This is a genomic window from Nostoc sp., assembly GCF_036917415.1.
Classification (GTDB): Bacteria; Cyanobacteriota; Cyanobacteriia; order Cyanobacteriales; family Nostocaceae; genus Nostoc.
Window position 1 is genome coordinate 131942 of the sequence record NZ_JBALDJ010000021.1, and the last position, 17419, is coordinate 149360.

The 17419-nt window shown below is 41.1% G+C and carries 16 protein-coding genes and 1 pseudogene; 12 read left to right on the plus strand and 5 right to left on the minus strand.

Annotated features, from left to right (window positions below; genetic code table 11):
- Nucleotides 1-76 precede the first annotated feature (76 nt).
- The gene (locus tag V7K41_RS02655; RefSeq protein ID WP_334845594.1) at nucleotides 77-676 is read right to left on the minus strand and encodes an MBL fold metallo-hydrolase; all 600 of its coding nucleotides are present in this window, start codon (nucleotides 674-676) and stop codon (nucleotides 77-79) included.
- 188 nt (nucleotides 677-864) lie between these two features.
- Here V7K41_RS02655 and V7K41_RS02660 point away from each other — a divergent pair, with 188 nt between their 5' ends.
- The 4 genes from V7K41_RS02660 to V7K41_RS02675 all read left to right on the plus strand — a co-directional run bounded on the left by V7K41_RS02660 (nucleotide 865) and on the right by V7K41_RS02675 (nucleotide 5140).
- Nucleotides 865-1806, plus strand: coding sequence for a pyridoxal phosphate-dependent aminotransferase (locus V7K41_RS02660; RefSeq protein WP_334845595.1), 942 nt, complete (start codon nucleotides 865-867; stop codon nucleotides 1804-1806).
- 728 nt (nucleotides 1807-2534) lie between these two features.
- Nucleotides 2535-2906: a four-helix bundle copper-binding protein gene (locus V7K41_RS02665; RefSeq protein ID WP_322727073.1), complete on the plus strand. Its 372-nt coding sequence runs from the start codon at nucleotides 2535-2537 to the stop codon at nucleotides 2904-2906.
- 653 nt (nucleotides 2907-3559) lie between these two features.
- Nucleotides 3560-3868, plus strand: coding sequence for an RNA polymerase sigma factor (locus V7K41_RS02670; RefSeq protein ID WP_334845596.1), 309 nt, complete (start codon nucleotides 3560-3562; stop codon nucleotides 3866-3868).
- Between the two features lie 132 nt (nucleotides 3869-4000).
- Nucleotides 4001-5140, plus strand: a complete 1140-nt coding sequence (locus V7K41_RS02675; protein ID WP_334845597.1) for a patatin-like phospholipase family protein — start codon at nucleotides 4001-4003, stop codon at nucleotides 5138-5140.
- 40 nt (nucleotides 5141-5180) lie between these two features.
- On the opposite strand, the gene V7K41_RS02680 is transcribed toward V7K41_RS02675, so the two are convergent.
- Both V7K41_RS02680 and modB read right to left on the minus strand, forming a co-directional pair.
- Nucleotides 5181-5384, minus strand: a complete 204-nt coding sequence (locus V7K41_RS02680) for a hypothetical protein (RefSeq protein ID WP_334845598.1) — start codon at nucleotides 5382-5384, stop codon at nucleotides 5181-5183.
- Nucleotides 5385-5419: 35 nt separating this feature from the next.
- Nucleotides 5420-7309: a molybdate ABC transporter permease subunit gene (gene modB / locus V7K41_RS02685; protein ID WP_334845599.1), complete on the minus strand. Its 1890-nt coding sequence runs from the start codon at nucleotides 7307-7309 to the stop codon at nucleotides 5420-5422.
- A gap of 2 nt (nucleotides 7310-7311) precedes the next feature.
- Here modB and V7K41_RS02690 point away from each other — a divergent pair, with 2 nt between their 5' ends.
- The 4 genes and pseudogenes from V7K41_RS02690 (at nucleotide 7312) to V7K41_RS02700 (ending at nucleotide 9145) form a co-directional block, all read left to right on the plus strand.
- Complete coding sequence (locus V7K41_RS02690) at nucleotides 7312-7539, plus strand: hypothetical protein (RefSeq protein ID WP_334845600.1); 228 nt, start codon at nucleotides 7312-7314, stop codon at nucleotides 7537-7539.
- A 47-nt stretch (nucleotides 7540-7586) separates the two neighbouring features.
- On the plus strand, nucleotides 7587-7823 hold the full coding sequence (locus tag V7K41_RS02695) for a hypothetical protein (protein ID WP_334845601.1): 237 nt from the start codon (nucleotides 7587-7589) through the stop codon (nucleotides 7821-7823).
- A gap of 93 nt (nucleotides 7824-7916) precedes the next feature.
- Nucleotides 7917-8003: pseudogene (locus tag V7K41_RS32785) on the plus strand (IS5/IS1182 family transposase); the annotation flags it as partial.
- Nucleotides 8004-8254: 251 nt separating this feature from the next.
- On the plus strand, nucleotides 8255-9145 hold the full coding sequence (locus V7K41_RS02700) for a hypothetical protein (protein ID WP_334845602.1): 891 nt from the start codon (nucleotides 8255-8257) through the stop codon (nucleotides 9143-9145).
- 218 nt (nucleotides 9146-9363) lie between these two features.
- Here V7K41_RS02700 and V7K41_RS02705 read toward each other — a convergent pair whose 3' ends face one another.
- Nucleotides 9364-10266 (minus strand): class I SAM-dependent methyltransferase, encoded by a 903-nt coding sequence (locus tag V7K41_RS02705; RefSeq protein WP_334845603.1) that lies wholly within the window; start codon nucleotides 10264-10266, stop codon nucleotides 9364-9366.
- A 271-nt stretch (nucleotides 10267-10537) separates the two neighbouring features.
- Between V7K41_RS02705 and V7K41_RS02710 the strand changes: the two genes are divergently transcribed.
- Nucleotides 10538-12049: a hydroxysqualene dehydroxylase gene (locus V7K41_RS02710; RefSeq protein WP_334845604.1), complete on the plus strand. Its 1512-nt coding sequence runs from the start codon at nucleotides 10538-10540 to the stop codon at nucleotides 12047-12049.
- 145 nt (nucleotides 12050-12194) lie between these two features.
- Nucleotides 12195-12548: a DUF6464 family protein gene (locus V7K41_RS02715; RefSeq protein WP_334845605.1), complete on the plus strand. Its 354-nt coding sequence runs from the start codon at nucleotides 12195-12197 to the stop codon at nucleotides 12546-12548.
- A gap of 83 nt (nucleotides 12549-12631) precedes the next feature.
- Here V7K41_RS02715 and fmt read toward each other — a convergent pair whose 3' ends face one another.
- Nucleotides 12632-13636 carry a methionyl-tRNA formyltransferase gene (fmt, locus tag V7K41_RS02720; protein WP_334845606.1) on the minus strand — a complete coding sequence of 335 codons (1005 nt, stop codon included), beginning with the start codon at nucleotides 13634-13636 and terminating at the stop codon, nucleotides 12632-12634.
- A 976-nt stretch (nucleotides 13637-14612) separates the two neighbouring features.
- Here fmt and V7K41_RS02725 point away from each other — a divergent pair.
- Together V7K41_RS02725 and V7K41_RS02730 are read left to right on the plus strand one after the other, a co-directional pair.
- Nucleotides 14613-15947, plus strand: coding sequence for a hypothetical protein (locus tag V7K41_RS02725; RefSeq protein ID WP_334845607.1), 1335 nt, complete (start codon nucleotides 14613-14615; stop codon nucleotides 15945-15947).
- Between the two features lie 614 nt (nucleotides 15948-16561).
- A partial coding sequence (locus V7K41_RS02730; RefSeq protein WP_334845608.1) for a DUF4347 domain-containing protein occupies nucleotides 16562-17419 on the plus strand: 858 nt, incomplete at its 3' end.

Consider the following 17419-nt stretch of genomic DNA (forward strand, 5'->3'; position numbering starts at 1 on the left):
TTGGGCAACAGTCTGTTAAGCAGAAAGTATTGCCTCAACTTCCCCAACATTCAAACCGACGATCGCCCCCACTCATTTACAATGTCGCTACAAGATCCTGCAAGCGATCGCGTCCATCCCGAAAGACGGGCCAACCATCTCCCACCAGCACTGCTTCTACCCGACTCAGTTGAGCCAACCTCCGCACAGAAGCAACAGCCTCCTTTCGATTCAGCAGCTTGTCATCTGGTAAAATCGTTAAGCTACCTGCTTTACGTGCCCGAACTAAATCCCCTGTAATTAAAGTTGTCTCTTCCAGTAACAAAGCCAATTCACCGGGAGTTTTAGAACCATTGAGTTCAATCACCTCCAGTCCTGGGACAAATTCTTCACCATCAGATAGCCAGCGATCGCAAGGTATAGGGAAAGTGTCTTTTTCTGCAATCGGGCCAGCTATCTTAGCATAGGTTTGATCGGCAATTTCTTTACTTGCCCTGATATGCTCAGAATTCGTCAGCACAATCCAAACCACACCGCCGAGGGATTTTAGATGATTCCAATCATGGTTTGATAGGGCTACTGGGTCAATCAAGATGTTGCCATCTGCGCGAATCCAGGCAATCCCATTGAAATCAATATTTCTTGCCGGATTGAAATTAGACCAGCTATACAGATCGGGACGGTGCAAAGATTTCATGATGATTCTGGATCGGTACTTCAATAATTGACTATTAATCTCAATAATTAAGTATATAGATTATAAGGTTGCATTCCCTCTGGATCTGAGATTTGAGTATACTACGATAAATCTATCAATATTATGGTTTTTGTCTGGGTTACAGAAATTCCCGGATAACGGCAATAACGATCGACGGAGGTATAGGGGTGAGTAAGATTGGGCGGCAAAAAATATCAGCGAAGGCAGAACAGTTTACAGAGTCTGTGATTCGAGAAATGACCAGGGTGGCACTGCAACACGATGCAGTAAATCTGGCGCAGGGATTCCCTGATTTTCCTTGTCCCTTGGAGTTGAAACAGGCAGCATATCAGGCAATAGAGGCAGATGTTAATCAGTATGCCATTACTTGGGGCGATCGCTCATTTCGTCATGCGATCGCCAACAAAGTCCGTTGGTATCTCGGCTTAGATATCGATCCCGAAACCCAAATCACCGTTACTTGTGGTTCCACAGAAGCAATGGCATCTGTGATGCTGGCGACAGTCGATCCGGGTGACGAAGTAATTGTATTTGAGCCATATTACGAAAACTACGGTTCCGATGCGATTTTAGCTGGTGCTATACCCCGCTACGTGACACTGCATCCTCCCCATTGGACATTTGATAAAGCACAGTTGCGTCAAGCTTTCAATGCCAATACCAAAGCAATTATTATCAACACACCTCATAATCCTACAGGTAAAGTCTTCAGCCGTGAAGAACTCACCCTAATTGCTGAACTTTGTCAAAAATGGGATGTGTTAGCGTTCACTGATGAAATCTATGAACATATTCTCTATGACGGCACTCAACATATTGCCCTAGTGACCCTTCCCGGAATGGAAGAACGCACCGTTACTATTAACGGTTTGTCCAAAACTTATAGCGTCACTGGATGGCGAGTCGGCTACATTCTGGCAAACCCCGAATTGACAGGGGCGATTCGCAAAGTCCATGATTTTCTCACCGTTGGCGCACCTGCACCATTGCAACGAGCCGGAGTTGCTGCCATGCAATTACCAGCATCCTATTATGAAGAACTAGGCAAACTTTATCATCAAAAGCGGGACAGCATTTTACAAATTCTAGACCAAGTTGGGATTCCCTAGTTCGTTCCCAAAGGAGCCTATTATGTTCTTGCAGATATTTCCAAATTTGGCTATAAAACAGATATTGAATTCACTTACCATCTGATTAAAGATATCGGTGTTGCTGTAGTTCCCGGTTCTAGCTTTTTTAGCCAACCAGAAAAAGGACATTCATTGATTAGATTTTGCTTTAGCAAAAGACCTGAGACATTAAAAGCAGCGAGCGATCGCTTACTCAAATTGCAATCAAATCTATAACCGACATTATATTATTATGTAATTTGTGAAAATTACTTTTTTTGAGAAAATTTTGTTTTAAGTGCAGTTGAAATTTCATTATGAATTAGGAATTTTTCAGGACATATATCTTCAAATTAATATAAGTTAATAAAACATCGGTTAATATAAATTTACAAATGCTTAGTTTAGGCATTCATTTGTTAAAAATAATAACATTATTTTCGAGTTAAATTTAACTCTAACTTTTGATCCCCAAGTAAAGTTGACTTGCCACATGAAACCCCACTCCGAAACGAGCGTTTCTAAGCCTTAATGTATAGTAGTACCCAACAAAACAACACCAAACTAGTGTAGAATTAGTTCAGATTTCCGGTAATTATATCGGGATAGTAGGCTTAAAAATTCTGGATTAAAAACCCCATTGACTCTTTAAAAGGATAAGACTAATGTGATGAGTAGTCCTTCCGGGGACACTATTTTATGCATCAAAAAATCAGGAGGTATTTCCGATGATGATGATGATGACTGAAACCATGACTCCAGAAATGCAAACTTGCATGGATGTTTGTATGGACTGTCACAAAATGTGTATGGAAACCATGACTCATTGCATGAGCAAAGGTGGTCAGCAGATGGACAAGAGCATGATGAGCATGATGAGCATGATGCGTGATTGCTCTGAAATGTGTATGATGTGCATGAACATGATGATGAGCGGTTCTGAGTTCATGGAACGTACTTGTATGCTTTGTGCAGAAATGTGCGATCGCACTGCAATGGCTTGTGAGATGATGAGCGATGACGCGAAAATGATGGAATGTGCTGCTGCTTGCCGTAAGTGTGCAGAGTCTTGCAGAAGTATGCACATGATGCCCGCATAATTCCCCTACCTCGCAGAAGTTTATCTGCAACCTAATATTCAAGCGCTCAGACTCTTTAGGGTCTGGGCGCTTGAAGTAAGAACTTCTAAAATTCTCGGTTGATGCAAGTCTAAACCAATACTTTAAAAATCATTAATATTACTTAAAATAGTTTTGGGATTAGAAGCGATGCCTACGGCAACCCGTTCGCGTAGCGTCTCCGACAGGAGAAGCGGGAACGCACTAAAGCTAGTCTTATCCAGTACAATTTTGTCACCTTGGCATCTGTTGAAGTCACTAATGATATCTAGACCAATAGCAGAGCCGTTAAAAGCAGGACTAGTGTTGTCAAGGAATCTGTCAGCACCCGCACCACCTGTGAGTACGTCATTACCTGCCCAGTTTCTTGCGCTTCATATCTAGCAAGCTTTTTGCCTTTTTCTAACCGTAGAATTCACGTTAATTTAATATTCTTTAATCAAAGTCAATGATTTCACTGAGGACACCCATTGAGAGGGATGTTATATTCACAGCGGATATCACGCAGATATCATGCGTATATCACTACCTCATTATTTGATTCTCAGACCACATTTTATACTCTAACCCCTAGCACATCAGGAATTGAAGGCATTAATTTTGCACCAACTGCATACACTACCAGGTCAAAAGTTATGTCAAATTATCAATCAGTGGTTGCATCTGTTACGTCCTGCCTGCGGAATAACTCTGAAGATTCAGGGAAAAGGTTTTGGCAACAATGGCAGCAATATCGAGATTATCTCTATCGTTGCTGTCTCAAGTGGATGGGTGGAAATCTGACTGATGCGGAAGATGCCCTGAGTCGGACGATGCTCAAAGCTTGGGAAAAGGTGCAAAAGTATGCGGGGGAAATTGCTAATTTTAAGGCTTGGCTGACAAGACTAACTCATAATCTCTGTGTGGATATTCATCGAGAATGCGATCGCTTTTTCTGTGTATGAAATGCTTCTTGTGCTTGATGCTGGTGGGGTGGATCGGGTTAGGGAAAAAATGTCTCGAACTCAAAAAGTTCAGAAATTGATTTTGGATATCGTCTGAGATACAGAACTAACTAAATTAACAAGGAATTCGATATGTCAAAGACGTTTAAAATTCTCAGTTTAGATGGGGGTGGCATCCGTGGAGTTATATCCGCAACAATTTTAAAAGAGATAGAGACAACACTGAAAGAAAAGAAAAATGGGCAGAAATTACATGAATATTTCGACTTGATTGCTGGGACATCCACTGGCTCAATTCTGGCTGCGGGAATTGCCTGTCAGAAGAAAGCTCAGGAACTGATTAACATCTACGAGGAACAAGGAAAAGATATCTTCCTAGAGTCGGTACGTCGGCAGCGAAAATGGCGGTGGTTGAGTCAAATTCTCGGAGGTTATGTGTTATATCCCCACGAGCGTGGAGAGCAGGGGTTGGCTCAGGTCTTGAAAAAAAACTTGATTCTTCAGGGTAAATGCCCGACATTAGCAGAGATCAAGCAACCAAATCTTTTGATCCTTGCTTATGACGTTTTATCCCGAAACACAACGTGGTTTGCGAATGACGACGATAAAGAATGGTACTATAATACTGAACTATGGAAAATATGCACCGCCTCGGCTTCAGCACCAACATTTTTCCCTCCTTACAAACTCCCCTACAACTCCGAGGACTTTCTTCCCCACATTGATGGTGGGGTAGCGGCTAATAACCCAGAGTTGGCTGCGATCGCCCATGCTTTATCTATGCAAATAAGTGACCTTGGCAAAACCAGACCCAAGATAGAGGAAATTGCTGTTCTCTCCATTGGAACTGGTCGAACAACTTGTCCTTATACATATTCCCAGATCAAAAAATGGGGACTCCTGGATTGGGCAAAGAATATACCTAATATTTTCCTAGACCCTTCTGCGGAAAATTCAAACTATATTTCTCGGCGCATATTTAATAGCATAGGTAGTCAAAATTATCTGCGTTTGGATTTCGATCTAAACGAACGGTTTGAAAAAAAACAATCAGGTAGACTGCGGAAACTGCTAAAGAAGCCCTATAACAAGTACATTTTAAAAAAGGACGACAAGAATTATAAATACATCACCGAAGAGATGGACAATCCCGAAAAATGTCTTGACCTCAGAGAGGCTGCTGAATGCTATCTTGAGTACGGAGAAGTTACATTTAACAAGCAAAATATTAAAGTTCGGTCTGCGATTGAACAGTTTATCAACTCTCATTAAGCATTAAGCTGTCGGCAAAAAAGCGATCGCCCCTTTATTTTTATTTAAATTGAGACAATGTAGAAGTTGTGGAGAGAGCGATCGCATTTTCCATTGCACTTCTGCTTAACTCTGGTATAACAATCAATCCTGGTGGAGCCAAAAAAGGAGAACCCAATTCTACCTCCGAGTCTAAATCTTGCTGCATACGTATAGAATCGATAAAATAGACAGAATAGGCTTTGCCATCCGATAAGCTAACCATTCTATCTGGACATGATATTACGTCTATCTCTGCGTTCATTCCATCAAAATCAACCGCAGGGGATCTAAACGCACATACCAAGGAAAAGGTTGATCTTTCATCGTCGCCCATTTTTCTTTGAAGACTTCAGCTTGCAGATGATAATCTTGAGAATTCTTGCCAGCCGAATGTAGTTTGAGAAATAATGTCATTCTATGAGGCGTTTCATTTGTTCGTACTACCCAGCAGGGAAAAGTATTTTCCTGTGATAAGTCGTTGGTAAAAATGAACTGATGGGCGCGAATGCCGATGTGGGATAATTCGCTTTTGACAGGTTCAATTACTTGCAGAGTACAACCCCAATCAGTCGCTTCCACCTGTTGCGATGACTGGAGAACAGCACTTGAGAAGTTTTTACATCCAGTGAGTTGAGCAACACTCACAGTAGCAGGATGCTGGAAAATATCATATTTGCTGCCATAATGAACGGCTCTACCATGCTCCAATACCAACAGATTTGGGCAAATCCGATAAGCTTCTTCCATATTATGGGTGACAAATAAAGTCACACCTTGGTAGCCAGCTAAAGTTTCTGTCATTTGCTGCTCTAATTGACTCCGTAGATGGGTATCAAGTGCGGAAAACGGCTCATCTAAAAGCAGCGCTTCCGGTTGACTTGCTAATGCTCTTGCCAAAGCTACCCGTTGTTGTTGTCCCCCTGAGAGTTGGTGCGGATAGCGATCGCCTAATCCCTGCAACTGCATCGCTAATAGTTGCTCCTCTACCTGCACTCTAATACTCCCAGCAGATAGTTTTTTGGGCAAGCCGAAAGCGATATTTTGCGCCACACTCATGTGGGGAAACAGAGCGTAATTCTGCACTAAAAAACCAATGCGGCGATCGCGACTGGGTAAATTAATTCCTTGTTCCGAGTCAAACAGAACTCTGCCATTTAAAACTATGCGCCCGGTTGTGGGCATTTCTATCCCCGCAAGGCAGCGTAAAATCATGCTCTTACCTGCTCCAGAACCTCCTAACAATCCCAAGGGTTGCTCATCAGTACTGAAAGCAACTTTTAAATCAAAGCTAGGAAGTATTTTTTCAATGTTGACAAACAATCCACCAGATTCAAAGCTAGTGTGCGGAGTATAAAGATTTTCTCCCCCTGCTCCCTGCCCCCTGCCCCCTGCTCCCTCTCCCTCTGCCCCCTGCCCCCTGCTCCCTGCTCCCTCTGCCCCCTGCTCCCTGCCCCCTGCCCCCTGCTCCCCGCCCCCCACTCCCCTCCTCTTTTCCCTCAATTCTTGCCAGAAGTTGACTGCAATAATTCCAGATAGAGAAATCACCATAATTGCGATCGCCCAAAACCAAGCTTCATTCATTGCTCCCGCTTCCACTGCAAAATAAATCGCCATTGGGATTGTCTGCGTTTGTCCGGGAATATTACCAGCCAGCATCAAAGTAGCGCCGAATTCTCCTAAAGCACGGGCAAAAGCGAGCATTGTAGCCGCCACAATGCCGGGTAGTGCTAAGGGTAAACTGATACGCCAAAAGATTGTAGCTTCAGTTGCACCAAGGGTTCTAGCTACTCGCAGCAGATTACCATCTATTTGTTCAAAGGCTCCCAGTGCAGTTTTATACATTAAAGGGAAAGAAACTACCGTGGCTGCGATCGCTGCACCATACCAAGTAAAGACGATGGTGAAGTCAAAAGCCTCCATGAATTTCCCTACAGGGCCATTTTTACCAAAAAATAGCAGCAACAAAAAACCGACAACTGTGGGCGGTAAAATCAGGGGCGCAATAAAGATACCCTCAATCAACGATTTACCTTTGCCACGATATCCTAGCATCCAGTAGGCAGCAGCGATACCCAAGAAGAAGGTGATAAATGTGGCAAGTAATGAAGTCTTGAGTGATATCCAAAGAGGCGATAAATCCAATGGCATAGTTGCGTAGGGATGAATTAGCTCAACTAATCCCTAATTTACCAACTTTAGCTTTAATATGCTGGAAAAAGTTGGTAAAATACATCACAATCAATAAAGGAAATCCCAAAAACTATCCAAACTTCAATGCCGAGTTCGTTGACCAAGGCTTGCAAATCTTGTTTGAACAAATATTGTCGGGAACTATTGCTGCCACCACCGTCAACTCCAATTCGCTGGCGATCGCTTAATTGTTTTAGCTACAAGCAGTAGTTTGCAGCGAATTGAATGGGGTGAAATGCTGCCTCGTCTTTGGCAGGTGCAGATTGAAAAAGCTCTGACTACAAATACCATTATGTATGGTGCTGAAGAGATAGTTTTGATTACGGGATGTAGTTCCACTACTGCTAGGCGGATGAATAATTTGCCTAGAGTGTTACCGATACCACTTTATAAACATCAAGCTCAACGTCTCGTGCGCGAGTTAACAAAAGTACAAGTTTTGGCAAATCTAATCTTCATTGGACAGCCATGAACTTCTCATAACTAGAAGTAATATCAGGTTCGACAACGAGTCGAAGCTCGGAGATTTAACATCACTACTAAGCTTTTTAGCGTTTACTGAACCGTATTGGATTATGAACGCCTTCCTGAAACCTCAGAGACATTCATCTATATTGCCATGATTCGTATTATGATCAAACGACTTGCATGATTTTTGACTAGTTCCAACTTTTAAAACATCCTCTTAGCTCGACTTTATCCATTTTTTTCGCAACGCGATCGCTTAAGTTTAAACCTTTGTGGGGCAATGGTTTTATTTTTTTAACTTCATCCATAATCTGTGACGTGGAAAAAGCATTTGCTAAAAAACCAGGTTTTTTGCCGGAGAAAGAAAACCGAGTTCTTAATTTTGGATAAAGTCGAGCTTAGTTCCTAATCCCTAATCCCTAGTCCCTAGTTACTATGCTTCCAAATCTTACGCAGCAGTTTAATATTGGTAATATTGTTAGCCTTGCTAGCTATCTATATCGTTCAAATTTCAAAAAATTTTCTCGCTTGTCATTATTTGCCCATTTATGGCTAATAGTCCCGATTTATGGCTGGGCAAAATTTTATGCGTTCGCTGGTTTAATTTCCCGTTTAGCGTTTAGTGAAATTAGTGGTCAGCCTGAAAGCTCAAGATTTGCAAAAATTCAGATTAAAAAAAGATTTTGGCAATTTCTCATAACTGCAATTCTAGTTATATTAATATGTTTACTACAATTTTTTATTTTTTACATTGGAATTTTAATAATTGCCGTAATAATATATGGAATATTAGCAACAATTTTTGGTGCCATATCTCAACCAATCAATCAAGCAAATCCTTTTGACAATACTATATTTAGAATCATCATTATTCTGCCAGCTATAGCTGTTTATTCCAGCCCTCTGTGGTTTTACTCGCGTTTCTTCATTACTGATTTACCTCTAGCAATAGAAGATGATACTAACTTCATTGGCGCAATTAAGAGAAGTAGAGAATTAAGCAAGGGTTTAACATGGCGGATTATTGCCATTATATTCATATCATTTGTAATTACTTTACCTATACAAATTTTAGGATGGTTGATTTATAGTAAAGGATTCAACATTTTAATACAACTAATTTCCCTATTGTTATCTGGAGATTGGGCTAATGAAAATAAAATGTTTATCAGTACATTACTACTGATGATTTCAATTTTAATCACTAACATAATATTAATGCCCTTTTGGCAATCTATTAAATCTGTAGTTTACTATGACATTATTTGTCGTCGAGAAGGTTTTGATTTAAAAATCAATACAGTTCAGATAAGCCCAAAACCTTGATGTAGAGACGTGATTTATCGCATCTTGAAAGACTACGCCAATAACCCTTAACCCAAGCGTATTGAATTATAACTAATTAATCAGACACGATATCATAATCATCTATGGATAATTATTGGAATTAAAAGGCATTTCTTGTAAAAGTAAAAGCACAACAATGTTGTGCTCATGTAGATTATTTATATTCCGTTTATTGTGACAACCAGAGAGTTTCTTAATTAATCCAGTTGAGTACTGTAGGCACTAAAACCGTAAGCCAAAGTTTCTTTTAAATTATCTGATGGCTTGAGACTTCTGTTGATAGCATTAGCAAATGGCACAGGAATCCCTTTGATGGTTTCCGGCAAAATTGCATATTCTGCTGTTGGTTCGACAATGTATTCTGGACACTTAGCTTTCATCCCAGCAGTAGCTAACATTTCTTCTATTTCAGCAGCTGAATATTGTTTGAGATAAACTGGATTTCTCACAAATGGGTTCAGCCTTCTGATAAAATTATGGATAATATGAGAAGGACAAGACTTATTGTGAAAGGAATGATTAAAAACAAAAATTCCACCAGGTTTTAGCACACGAGTGATATCAGCCAATAAATTTCTTAATTGTGCATCTGGAATATGCATAAAAACGCAGTTAGAAATTACCAAATCTATAGAATTATCTTCTAAAGGCAATGTCTCAGCAGAAGTGCAAATCAAGTGAAATTCAGCTTCTGGGAAAAAATTGTATTCTTGTTTAACTTTGATTAACCGCCGCAATAAAGGTTCAGAAATATCAATGCCGTAATATTTCTCACATCTCAGATTTTTCGCTTTCGAGAGATGTAAAGGTGCGCGACCATAACCAGAACCAATTTCCAGAATAGAACCGACAGATTTATTCAACGGAAATTTGTTCCAAGTACCTCCAGGCGTACCAGTTAGCAGAGTGTAATCTTGTTTAATGGGCGATGTCGCTGCAATTTTTTCAATTTTTTGGGAACCATAATATGTTTTACCAATTGCGTCCCATGTTTTTTTATGTTGAGTATTAGTTAATTGTTCATAATCGCTAGGAAAATAAATGCCATCTCGTAATTCAAAGTCATTCAAATTAAATTTTACATTTGCTAATCGAGTCATTCTGATTATTCCTCATCAATAGTTAAGTCTGTTTTCTGTTATACTCTTAACTCAGCATTATCCGCAAGTGATTTTGACTGAACCGCTTCCCCTGAGCCTTTTTTTAAAGTCTATAGCTATTTTAATTCGCTGGAATATGGTGAGGCTACACAGATGTGCTACCAAATCTCCTATTGCATCCAAGTTAAAACCGTTATAATAACAAGCCTTGCCCGATTAGAACACAAGTTCGTATACATTAGTTGATGGACTGCAACAATTGGAGGCTGTGATGGTAGGAGGGTTACAACAAAAACGGGTGGTAGTTGTAGGTGCTGGTTGGGCTGGTTTAGGAGCAACCTACCATTTGGCAAAACAAGGTTATGATGTGACACTTCTCGAAGCAGGCCCCTATCCTGGTGGATTGGTGGCAGGTTGGCAAACAACAGCCGGAAAATCTGTTGAAGCTGGCATTCATGGGTTCTGGTATCCTTACAGAAATATTTTTTCTCTAATCAATGAATTAGGAATTAATCCTTTTACTACTTGGACTCGTTCTTCGCAATATTCGCCAGCAGGTTTGGAAGTTGAATCACCAATTTTTCAAGACTTACCGCGACTCCCCTCGCCACTGGGAACTTTTCTCTACACACAGTTTAAACGATTGCCACTAATTGACCGTCTCAGTGCCCTGCCTTTACTTTATTCTGTTATTGATTTTGACAATTCTGATGCAGCTTGGCGGCGCTATGACTTTGTAACTGCCCGTGAATTGTTCAAAGACTTTAACGTTTCTGCACGACTTTATCGCGAGGCTTTTGAACCGATGTTATTAGTGGGCTTATTTGCCCCTGGTGAACAATGTTCAGCCGCCGCAACTTTAGGGATGCTTTACTTTTTTATTCTGGCTCATCAACCGGATTTTGATGTAGTTTGGTGTCGCGGAACTGTTGGAGAAAAAATATTTCGTCCTTGGGTGGAACGTATCGAAAAAGCTGGTGTGCGAGTGCTACCTAAGCGACGGGTTACAGATTTAATTGTTGATAGTAATCATCGAGCCAAGGGTGTGGTTTGCGGTGATGAAGTTTTTGATGCAGATGCCGTGATTTTTGCGGTTGGGATAACGGGGATGAAAAAAATTGTCTCAACTAGCCCGAGTTTACAAAGCCGTGAAGAATTCCGTAGTTTGAGCAATTTAGGAGCAATTGATGTTTTAGCAACGCGACTATGGTTTGACCGCAAAATTGATATTCCTCGTCCTTCTAATGCTTGTTTTGGATTCGACGCAAGTACAGGTTGGACGTTTTTTGATTTGAATGCTCTACATGATGAATATCGGGATGAGCCAGGAACAGTGATTGAAGCTGATTTCTATCACGCAAATCAGTTTCTAGGTTTGAGCGATGAGGAGATTTTAGCAATAGTTCAGGGTTATTTAGCAACTTGTATACCAGCATTTGGGCAGGCAAAGATAATTGATAGTAGTGTAATTCGGCTACCTCAAGCGGTGACTCACTTTGCACCTGGTAGCTATCGTTATATGTTGCCCGCTAAGACAAGTTTTGAGAATGTATTTATGAGTGGGGATTGGATTGTGAACCGTCATGGTTCCTGGTCGCAGGAAAAAGCTTATGTTACTGGTTTAGAGGCGGCGAATTTGGTGGTGTCTTATTTAGGAGAAGGTCAGCCAGCTGAGATTTTAGCTGTAGAAGAGGATGAAGTGCATATCCAAGTGGCGCGATCGCTCAACCAAACTTTGCGTAAATTCAGTAAATCTATCCTACCTAACTTCTGGTTGCCGTAATCTGTAGGGTAGCACAGCAGTGCATCCCTACTCTATGTATATTTCTCGCAAATTTAGTTAATCATTAATTGTAATTTAAATTCGGTAAGCTAAAGAAAGCGATCGCGATACCATCCTTGTAATGTAAATCAAATCACATAAGCTTATGGAGTCAGACTCTTTACAAACTGAGGTGATTTTGACGCACCCGCGTGAGTCCCTTGGTAGAGTGCAACTTGATTGGACACCCCAACCCGGAAACTATCTCGATTTTGAAGGCAAAACCTACGCGGTTTTAGAACGCCGCCATAGATACAAACTTCAAGCTGGGCGCTACCGCTTGCATAATATTGCCATTTATGTACAGTCTGCTAAACGACCATCTGAGAAAAGTTTGGTAGCAGGACGTTGGGTAATCGGTGATGCCACCTGCTGCTACAATGCTCATTCAGAACTCATTCGCTGTGCAGTCAACCCAGATGGCCCTTGCGAATCTTGCCGCTTTTATGAAAAGTCTTAGGAGAGACGCGATTAATCGCGTCTGTACAGGAGTTAGGAGCTAAAAATTATTCTCCATAATCTCCCTCATCTCCTCCATCCCCGTCAGCTTCCCGTACCAAAAACTTCTCCTACAGTTAAGCGCGTACCATTAACAAAATCCCATCCCGACTGGGGACGTTTACCGGCTAGCTGAACTTCTCGCAACAGCAACAAACCTTCCCCAGTTTGGACGATCGCGCCAATTCCTTTGGCAATACTGACTACAACTCCGGGTTGCTCGGATACATTTGACAAATCAGGCAGTTTATGAATCAATTCTTGCAATTCTGCTGGGAGATCGCGATCGCCTACAGAACCAAGGGGAGCAGAAGCGGTGATTTTAAACAAGTTGTCACGAAAGGTAGCCGTGCAGTTAGGGTAAAAGCCTCTAATTTGATTGTGTAATTGGATCGCGCTTTTTGACCAATCCAAAGCATAATCTGGTTTTTGAATCAAAGGTGCATAAGTCGCTGCTAAATTATCTTGGGGAATTGGTTGAATTTCTTTACGTTCCAACTTCAACAGAGTTTCCATCAATAAATCCCCACCGATCCCCGCTAGTCTGTCGGCTAAATCTTGGGCATTATCCAGTAATCCAATGGGTGTAGTGGCTATTTGGAGCATTGCGCCGGTATCCATCCCCACATCCATTAACATGGTAGTGATCCCCGTTTCCCTCTCCCCCTTATACAAACACCACTGAATCGGCGCGGCACCGCGATATTTGGGTAAAATCGAACCATGCACATTAATGCAAGCCAATTTCGGCATATTTAAGATTTTTGACGATAAAATCTGTCCATAAGCGACAACGACAAATACATCTGCATCTAATTGTTTGAGTTTGCTTAAAGTTTCAGTGTCTTTTTTCACCCGTTCGGGTTGCCATACTGGTAAATTGTGAGCAGTTGCGATCGCTTTTATAGGTGAAGGTGTAAGTTTATTTCCGCGTTCCCGGCGTTTATCTGGTTGGGTGACAACCGCCAACACCTCAAATTCTGAATGATTCAATAATTTTTCCAAGGTGGGTACAGCAAACTGGGGTGTACCAAAAAATACAATTTTCATTAATAATTAGTAGTTGTTAGTCGTCAGTCATTAGTTAATCGTAAGTGCGCCTCTGATAACTGACAACATTTAAGTTGTATGTTGAAACAGAATTCACTAAGCCAGCATCTAGCAGGTTCTTGTATTCGGGACGCAGTTGCAAAATACAGTTGTTCGCTGTAAATAATATTGGCTGTTTGGTGGTACAATATTTTCGTATTCATGAAACCAAAAGCTGCTTGATTAACTTGCCGGGTTAAGTTGACAAGCGTAACAGCTAGTATCAGCCGCATTTGCCTCTAGTGAAACTAATCACTTAGTGGTTTTTCTTTGCGAGTCGCTAGAGCATCTACCGAGTGAATTTTGTTGTGTTCCCGATCGTCTTCCCGAAATTAGCTTTAAATGTAGTTAAATTTCCGAAAAAATATTGCGTCTTCTAACTATTTTTGTAGTTTAGATAGCAATTTATAACTTTGGGTTGCTGATAGCAATATCTTCTGAGTATGATGTATTATGCGTCCGCTTTCCCAGGTTTTTAATTAACGCCTCACGTTTACCATCATGAGGGTTTGCGCTGTTTTATTTAGTGTGTAACCTAGCTTATTTGCTGTGTACTAGCGATCGCTAGTACGATCCCCGATAACTAAGTTATCTCACTCTTGTTTGCCAGCCTCATTCCTCAAACTATACCCGAAATATTTCTTAACTAAGACTTATTTTTGGTGTGGTCGAGTATAGCGACATTATATATCGTGTAGTAATTACTGAGTTCTCAGCATATTTACTATACTCGCATATTTTTGCCAAAAAATATTCAGTACCTTAGTAAGAAAAGGTGTAGACAATGATACTTAATTTTTGTAAAACTCTGCAAACTTTAAAGATATTATCTCGTCATTAGTTTTAGTTTCTTGTTATACATATAACTACCACCTGCCCCATTGCTGTTAATGTATTGCTTCTCACATAGCAATTGCCCCCTCTAGAGAGTCTACAAATGCTTAAACCCCTTTTGCTGTCAGGATGGTTCCGCACACAACCATTTCTCAATTACGTTGTCGTTGCGATACTGCTTGCACCTTTATTAGGAGCATCGGCTCACTCGATCCCAGTAAGATCCGAAGTACATAAACTAACTTCGATGGCTGGAGAATCTGACTCTGTATCAAAGGAAATAGCTGTAGTTGGGGAACCTGAGATAGCTGAAACATTAAAAACAGATCAAATCGAATCGACAACAGAAGAATTTGACTCTGTGCCAACCCAAAGTACTGCTGTTCAGAAACCGCAAGTATTACCAGCGGATAAAATTGAGTCTTCGGCTCAAGTAGATAATTATCTGTCAAGCAGCGATTTAGATTTAAGCGATGTAACTGTTCCCGATTCTTTGGCAGCAGTTGAACTCGCACCATCAACAGATGTTCCTGTTAGTCAACTTAATTTAATACGCAAACTTAAAGCTGCTAATGTCAAGTCTTTGAGAGGACAAGAAAATTATCTCTCTAGAGAAAAGTCTTTTACTGAATCATTGACAGCAACTCAAGTAGCACCAACTATTAGAGAATCCCAATCAACTACAACGACCGAAATACCTGTTGTAGAACCAGTTGATGAGTCCCAAGCAGAACAAATAGATCCCATCGGTAGTCCTCATCCGATTCCTTGGAAATGGATTACAGCAACTCAAGAAGCTATTGCTTCTAATGGTGGTTCTGGAGTGCGTCACTATCGCAGCGTACCCGTGATTTCTCCAGATGGTAAATATGCTGTTTATAGCCGAGTGCAACTGGAGGTAAAACCCCAAATGTACAACAGCCGTGTCACCAGCGTTATGTTTGTCCAAGATATGCACACTAAGAAATTGTGGGTGATGGCTTCAACAACTCCAGTTAGCGATCCTTTATTAAAGGTAAAAGCTGCAAAAGTAGAGTCTTCAGAAGAAACCGATACGAGCGGTAAGATTGGGGTATTAGTTCCAGTTAGCTGGTCAGAAAAAGGCGATCGCTTCTTAGCACGCAAGTTTGAAGGTATATTTAACACAGGTGATTCTACAGATAGTGCAGTGATTTGGGATCGGCAAAAAAATCACGCTAACACAGTAGCTCCTGTTAGTGAGGAAGAGCATGAAAAAGTTGCCGTATTGTTAGGCTGGAGTAAAAGCCAACCGGATCGCGTGTTATTCCGTGCAGGGGAATTGGGCGAGGAAAACTGGCCATTAATGCAAGTTGCTAATGATGGTAAGACTATCACTACAACAGACAGCGATCGCCCGATTACTTTTGGTAAAAAGGTGACAGAAATTTGGGCAGGCCCACAAGTTGCCTACCGATAGATTATAAAAAATCCTACATACTCCCGTTGTCGTCACTGCTGACAACGGGATTTTTTTATATAGCACAAGTCTTGGTGATTAGGACATCAACAGATGTTAACAATTCAAAATTCAAAATTCAAAATTCAAAATTAAAGACATTTTCAGACGGGGATTTAAACCCCGACTAAAACTAGGACTACGTATAGACGTAGCGCAAAGTCAGAGCGGAGGTTTCCTCCGCTCTGAACTTTGTAACAGAAAGGTCTTAAACCCTTTGACCTACGATAAAACTTAGACACAAAAAGACTTTTCACCCAGTCCCCAGTCCCCAGTCCCTTGCTATATATCCCAAATGGGTTCTATAAAAGTGGATTTGGCATTATTCAATTTCACCGAATCAGAACCTGACTTTCAAGAGCAAAGTTAGCGGAATACTATTTGTCACTAAACAACATAATATTTGACATCCATCAAGAAGAAGAGTTATCAAGTATACAGCTAATTGAAGGCAGAACTAAACTGCAATTATTGTTCACAACTACAGGATAGAAATACCTGTTGCACCCCATTCAAAAATCTCGAATTGGGCAAGCTTTTAGCTGGTCAGCAATTTATAGAAATAGAAACAAACTATGACAACAGTATCATTAGCCCCTCAACGTAACTTCAGCATTGGGTATAATTCTAATTTAGATCGTCTTTGCAAGTATCAAAAGCTACAAATAGGATTGATTGAGTGTGAAGCATTGGTAATCTTTGACAGCCGTGTTGAGGATCTTGAGATTCTTTATGCTGCCTTGTCACCTAAGGCTTTGGGTTATACTCTCACACCCGAAGACGATGCACTAGTAGTGATTACAAACTTGTTAGCACAAACAGGAGCAAAACGGTTAGCCATTGCCGCCCACGGAACCCCCGGAGTCTTGCAAATTGGGGCATTGCCAATCAATCGCCAACAAATCAAAACACAAGCCCAATTATTGCAACAGTGGCACGTTGCCGAAATTGCCCTCTACAGTTGCCAAGTCGGCAAAGATACCCAGTTTATTAGCGAATTGGCGCAGTTGACGAAAGCAGAAATATTTGCAGCTGCGGGTAAAGTTGGCGCACCAACTCAAGGCGGAAGTTGGCAGTTGGATATTCAATCAGGCGGAGGGAAAATGAATCCGCCTTTGACAGTAAATGGGTTAGCAAAATATCCAGGTGTGTTAGCTTCCCCAACAGCCCTTAATCTCTACTCCACCAGCAACACCCGCTTATTACGAGAACCAAGCGGACAAAGAGGTGGGATAACAGATGGTCATACCTATAGAAATTATTATGCCTTTGCGGCGTTGAAAGAAGATGGTTCTGTGGTCACTTGGGGCAATAGTAGCTCTGGAGGAGATAGCAGTACAGTCACTAGCCAATTTACTGGTGTCACCAATATCTTTTCTACAGGTTTTGCCTTTGCGGCGTTGAAAGAAGATGGTTCTGTGGTCACTTGGGGC